The organism is Promicromonospora sp. NPDC060271 (assembly GCF_042726755.1).
GTDB lineage: Bacteria > Actinomycetota > Actinomycetes > Actinomycetales > Cellulomonadaceae > Promicromonospora.
Window position 1 is genome coordinate 1 of the sequence record NZ_JBHXBG010000245.1, and the last position, 6,218, is coordinate 6,218.

2 protein-coding genes are annotated in these 6,218 nt (G+C 71.6%); both read right to left on the minus strand.

Features of this window, described 5'->3' with window-relative positions; genetic code table 11:
• Window positions 1-27 precede the first annotated feature (27 nt).
• Window positions 28-5,508: a pullulanase-type alpha-1,6-glucosidase gene (pulA, locus tag ACFWE2_RS24015; protein ID WP_377226727.1), complete on the minus strand. Its 5,481-nt coding sequence runs from the start codon at window positions 5,506-5,508 to the stop codon at window positions 28-30.
• A 208-nt stretch (window positions 5,509-5,716) separates the two neighbouring features.
• Window positions 5,717-6,163 (minus strand): GNAT family N-acetyltransferase, encoded by a 447-nt coding sequence (locus ACFWE2_RS24020; protein ID WP_377226728.1) that lies wholly within the window; start codon window positions 6,161-6,163, stop codon window positions 5,717-5,719.
• Window positions 6,164-6,218 lie beyond the last annotated feature (55 nt).

Here is a 6,218-nt window from a genome sequence, read left to right on the forward strand (position 1 = left end):
TCGCCGACAAGCCCGCAAGTCGGGTGGTCAGCCTCGGGCGTCGGTCAGGACGGCGACGGTCCTCGCGGGAACCGTGACGGTCCCGTCCGCCGCGTCCCACTTCGTCTCCCGTACGACGGCGTCCGCCCCGCGCGCCTGCACCCGCGAGAGGGCGTAGTCCCGGCCCGCGAGCTCGGGCACCTCCACCGTCGCCGACGTCGGCGACGCGTTGAACACCACGAGCACCCCGTCCAGTCGCCGGTCGACGTCGGACGAGCCCGCGCGGTCGTCGATCGACATGGTGATGACGCCCGGGAGCGCGTCCGGGCCGGAACCGGGGAACGTCACCTTCTCCCGGATCAGCTCGGCCGAGCCCAGCCGGAACAGGTCCGTCGAGTGCCGCAGCTCCAGCAGCTCGCTCGCCTGCGCCGAGGCGAACGCGATGTCGTCAGGGGCGGGCTTGAGCGCGGGGTCGGCCAGCAGCGGGCGCTGGAGCGGCCACTTGTCCTCGTTGTCGGCGGCCATCGGCAGGCCGCGCCCGAACCCGTTGTCCTGGCCCGACCAGTCGATGGCGTTGAACCAGTCCCCGGAGTCGTACGAGTTGCGGTCCAGCGACTTCGACCGCAGCAGGTCGGTGCCCGCGTGCCAGAACGACGGCGACTGGGACAGTGCTGCGGTCGCGAGCGAGACCGTGTTCATCCGGACCCGGTCGGCCATCGGGGTGTCCGCGGGCAGCTTGAGCGTGAGCAGGTCGAACAGTGTCTCGTTGTCGTGCGCGTCCACGTAGGTCACGACCTCCTCGGGCGAGTCCGCGTACCCGGCGGGCGAGCCCCGGTAGTCCAGCTCGTCACCCTGGACCCGCTCGCCGTCCGAGGTGATGATCTCGTAGGAGCGCAGGTTGCCGGCCAGCCCGAGCTTCACGAGGTCGCTCTGGTGCGCCAGGTCGGCGGCCTCGTCGGCTCCGCCGTCGTTGACGGTCGCCGGGTCGCCGAGCCGCGCATCCCTGCCGTTCGGGTCGGTGAACAGCCCGGTCCCGAAGCCCTGCGTGAAGAGGGAGGCGCCGTCGACCGGCGAGCCGCCGTGGACGGCGTCGCGCAGGCGGTCGCTGAACGTGCCGATCCCCGTGCCGCCGAGCTGGCCCTGCGTGGCCTGCTCGAACCGCGCGTTGTCCGCGACCTCGCCGAAGTTCCAGCCCTCGCCGTACAGGTACACGCTCTTGCCGTCCACACCGTCGCGCCGCAGGGTGAGCTCGTCCAGGGCCGCCCGGACCGCCTCCATGTTCTCCCGCGAGTGGTGTCCCATGAGGTCGAACCGGAACCCGTCCACGCGGTAGTCGCGGGCCCAGGTGACCACCGAGTCCACCATGAGCTTTTGCGCCATGGCGTGCTCCGTGGCGACGTTCTGGCAGCAGGTGCTGGTCTCGACGGCGCCGCTGACCGGGTTCTGCCGGTGGTAGTAGCCGGGCACCACGCGGTCCAGTACCGACCTCGGGTCCTGACCCGACGCCGCCGTGTGGTTGAACACCTGGTCGAGCACCACCTGCAGCCCGGCGCGGTGCAGGTTGCCGACCATCGAGCGGAACTCGGCCACGCGCGCGCCGCCCTCGGCGTCGACGGCGTACGAGCCCTCCGGCGCCATGAAGTGGTACGGGTCGTAGCCCCAGTTGAAGCCGTCCTGGCCCTGGATCTCCGCGACGGCGGCCTGCTGCTCGGTGCTGTCCGGCGCGAAGCCCGACAGGTCGCCGGTCGTGGCCTGGTCCGCGCGGTCCTCGGGGATCGAGGCGATGTCGAACGTGGGCAGCAGGTGCACGGTGGTCAGGCCGGCGTCGGCCAGCGAGCGCAGGTGGGTCATGCCGTCCGAGCGGCTCGCGCCGAACGCGCCGTAGGTGCCGCGCAGGCGCTCGGGCACCGTCTCGTCGGAGATCGAGAAGTCGCGGACGTGCAGCTCGTAGATCGTCTGGTCCACCGGGTTCTCGACGACCGGTGCGGGCGTCGTGCGCCAGACCTTGGGTCGCCAGTCCGCGGCGGCGAGGTCGACCGCCACCGAGTGGGTGGAGTCGAGCGTGAGGCCCACCGAGTAGGGGTCGGTCACGACGTTGGTCTCGACCTGGCCGGTGCTCGGCACGTACACCTCGACGGCGTACCGGTACCGGGCCCCCTGCCAGCTCTTCCGGTGGCCGAGACTCCGCCCGCCGTCGTACGTCCAGGCGCCGTCACTCTGCCGCTCCAGCTCGAAGGTGCGCGGTTCGGCGTCGAGCGACGTCCCGGCCGGCCAGGCCTGCAGCGTCACCGCGCGGGCCGTCGGGGCCCACAGCGCGAACGACGCGCGGTCACCGCCGCGCCACGTCACACCCAGGGGGCGTTCGGTGGCGAACAGGTCGTCGAGCACGCCGGGGATCTGCACGCCCGTGGCCGCGGTGAGCGTCTCGCCGTCGTGCCGGGTCAGCCAGAGCGCCCCGCGCAGGGCCGACGCCGCCGCGGCACCGTCCATGCCCTCGACCTCCAGGACGACGTGCTCGGCCAGGTGCGGGAAGTCCTCCGCCACGTCCGCGGGCATCTGAGCCGGCGCCAGGGTGTACGACGTCGGATCCTCCGGATCGCCGGTCTCGAGCGTCCAGCGGTCGCCGGCTCCGAAGTCCTGGGCGGGCACGAGGACCAGGTTCTCGCGGACCCAGTGCGCGGCCTGCTGTCCCTCGCCCGGTGTCCCGGGGGTGCCGACCCGCACGGCCGGCACCTTGGTCTCCGGGTCCCAGGTGAACGTCACGGGTCCGCCCCCGGTCGAGTACGGGATGTTGGCGCCGTCGCGCACGCCGTCGGCCCCGTAGTTCTCCGCCCAGGAGCCGTTCAGCGCGACCTTGAACTCGTACGAGCCGGCGGGCAGCTCGAACGTGCCGGTGTAGGTGCCGTCGTCGGCGAGCGTGAGGCGCGCGGCCTCGCAGTCCGGGGTCCAGTCGCCGGCGCAGCCCATCTCGCTGTTGTGCGAGCCGGGCACGGTGACCATGTCGATCTCGGGATCGGTGCCGTCGTCCACCACGCCGCTCACGTCGACACCCACCGACGCGTACGAGCTGGCGGCGGCGCGGTCGCCGTCGGCGTCCCGGGTCACCGTGCGGTACTCGACGAGGGTTCCCTCAGGCAGGGCGTCGCCGCCCGCGCCCACGTCGTGGAACACACGCGGGGTCGTGTCCTCGGCGGTGCCGAGGTGGTGCCACTCGTCGGTGCCGACCGCGCGCCACGCGAAGGACGTCTCGGCCCAGGCGTCGTCGATGCCCGCGGCGACCGGTGCGACGCCGGACAGCGCGGCGCCGGGCCGGGCGCTGGTGCCAGGGACCACGGTGACGGTTCCCGCGGAGTCGGCGCTCACGGTCCGGTCGGCGACCAGCGCGATCGCGGAGCGGGCCGGGACGGTCAGGGTGACCGCGCCGTCGGCGTCGGCGGTGACCTCGGTGTCGGTGCCGTACAGCGGCGTGAAGGTCGCGCCGGGGGTGAGCGAGTCGAACGTGACCGTCCGCTCCCCGCCTGCGTTGTTGGCGGCGACCAGGTGCTCGACCAGCTCGTCACGGTGCACGCGGGAGAACGCGTAGACACCGGCGCCGTCGGCGGCGTACCGCTCGATCTGGGCGCCCGTGGCGAGCGCGGGGTGGTCCTCGCGCAGGTCGGCGAGCGCCGCGATGTGCTCGTAGAGCGGTGCGTCCGTGCCGTACCGGTCGACGCTCCCCGCCTGTTCGCCCGTGACCAGCGGCTGGTTCGCGTACTCGTCGACCTGGGTCGCGAAGAGGGTCTGCCGGGCATCCTTGTCGCCGCCGGTGCCCGCGAAGCCCTGCTCGTCGCCGTAGTAGACGACCGGCTGACCGCGGGTGAGGTACATCAGCTCGTGTGCCAGCTCGTCACGGGCCAGCGGATCGTCGGAGCTCGCGAGCATGTAGCCCACGCGGCCCATGTCGTGGTTGCCGAGGAACGTCGGCAGCGCGGCTCCGCTGCTGTGGGGCGTGGTGTACAGGTCGTCGGACGCGTACAGGTCCGCGAGCCGCTGCGCGCTGTTGCCGCTCGCGTAGCTCGTCGCGGCGGACTGGAACGAGAAGTCCAGCACGGAGCTCATGTCCGTGCGGCGCACGTACGGGGAGGTCTTGGCGGCGTCGGCGTCGTACACCTCGCCGAACGTGAAGAACTCGTCCTTGCCCTGGGCGTGGGCGTACTCCTCGATCTCGGCCGACCACTCCTCCCAGAACTCGAAGTTCACGTGCTTGACGGTGTCGATACGGAAGCCGTCGATGCCGAGGTCGATCCACGCCTTGTAGATCTCCTCGAAGCCGTCCACCACGTCGGGGTGCTCGGTCATGAGGTCGTCGAGGCCGCTGAAGTCGCCGTACGTGACGGACTCGCCCTCCCACGTCGAGTTGCCCCGGTTGTGGTAGAGCGTCGGGTCGTTGAGCCAGGCCGGGACCTTGACGTCCTGGTCGGCGGGGTCGATCACCGGCGTGTACGGGAAGCTGGTGGCGGCGTCGAGCTCGGGGAAGCTGCCCGTGCCCGCGTGGTCGGCCGGGTCGAACGGGTTGCCGGCGGCGTCCGTGTACGGGGCGGTCGCCTGGTCCACGTAGTCGTAGGTGCCCTCGGCGTAGTCGACGACGTCGGCCGTGTGGTTGGTGATGATGTCGAAGTAGACCTTGAGGCCGCGCGCGTGGGCGTCGTCGATCAGGGCCTCGAGCTCGGCGTTGGTGCCCAGGTGCGGGTCGATGCGCGTGAAGTCGGTGATCCAGTAGCCGTGGTACCCGGCGCTCACGTCGTCGCCCGTGCCCTGCACCGGCCGGTTGAGGAAGCTCGGGGTGAGCCAGATCGCCGTCGTGCCGAGGCCCTCGATGTAGTCGAGGTTCTCGCGCAGGCCCGCGAGGTCGCCGCCCTGGTAGAAGCCCTTGTCCTCGGGGTCGAAGCCCGTGGCGAGCCGGTCGCCGCTCAGGCCGCCCTCGTCGTTTGCCGGGTCGCCGTTGGCGAACCGGTCGGTCATCACGAAGTAAAAGCGCTCGTCGCTGCCCGGCTGGCGGACGGGCTCGCGCACCAGGACGCCGTCCTGCTCCGTGTACCCGCCCGCGAGGGTGAGCGGAGTCAGGGCGGTGCGGTGGGTGGCGTCGTCGTAGGTGACGCGGAGCGTGGCGGGCCCTTCGAGATGGAGCGGGATGTTGTCCTGGCCGCCGTCGCGACCGTAAGACTCGTCCCAGGTGTCGTTCAGCGCGACCTTGTACTCGTAGGTGCCCGCCGAGAGCTCGAACTCGGCGACGAACGTGCCGTCGCCCTGCGCGACGAGCTCGGTCTCGGCGCACGCGGGATCCCAGTCGGCGGCGCAACCGAGCTCGTCCTGGAGGCTGCCCACGAGGGCGGCCGTTCGGTCGGCGGCCTCCGCCGCGGCGGTCGCGGCGGGCACGACCGTGCCGGTAACCGCCGATGCCGAGGCGGCGAGCCCGACCGATGCCGCGAGGGCTGTCGCGACGGCGGCTGCGCCGAGCGGTGTGAGGCGCGGGCGCGCGGTGCGAGACATGGATGACCCCTTCGTCGTCCGGAACCCAGTGTGAGCCGAACGCGACTGTAACGCTTGCAGAAGTTTGCAGCAAGACTCTCCGGCTACTGATCGACCGACCACTCACCGGGTCAGCAGAAAGGTCCGCCTCCACCACACCCTTGCGCCTGCTTCGCGGCCCGAAAGCATGCGCAACCGTGTGGTGGAGGCGGACCTTCGCCGCCCGCGATCAGAGCGGGAGCTTGAAGCCCTCGTGGGACTGCTCGTAGCCGAGGCTCCGGTAGAACCGGTGCGCCTCGGGACGCTGCTTGTCCGAGGTGAGCTGGGCCAGCGCGCAGCCCCGGGCACGGCCGCGTTCGTGCGCGTGCTCCATCAGCCGCCGGCCGATGCCCTGGCCGCGCAGCGCGCCGTCCACGCGAACGGCCTCCACCAGGAGGCGGGACGCGCCGTTGCGTGAGATCCCCGGGATGAACGTGAGCTGCATGACCCCGATCACCTCGCCGTCGGACTCCGCCACGACCAGCTCGTTGTCCGGGCTTGCGGTGATCGCCTCGAAGCCTCTGATGTGCGGCTCGCCGTAGCTGCCGGTGCGGCGGGCGGCCACGGCGTCGTCGGCGATGAGCTCCACAATGCGTTCGAGGTCGTCGCGCTTGGCCTCGCGAAAGATCAGGTCCATGAAAGCACCCTAAGCACACGTGTCAGACGCTCAGGTCACCCGAGTGACCTGAGCG

Excerpts from the sequence above, each read along its gene's own strand:
- pulA (WP_377226727.1), bottom strand. The coding sequence starts at position 5,508 with ATGTCTCGCACCGCGCGCCCGCGCCTCACACCGCTCGGCGCAGCCGCC.
- ACFWE2_RS24020 (WP_377226728.1), bottom strand. The coding sequence starts at position 6,163 with ATGGACCTGATCTTTCGCGAGGCCAAGCGCGACGACCTCGAACGCATT.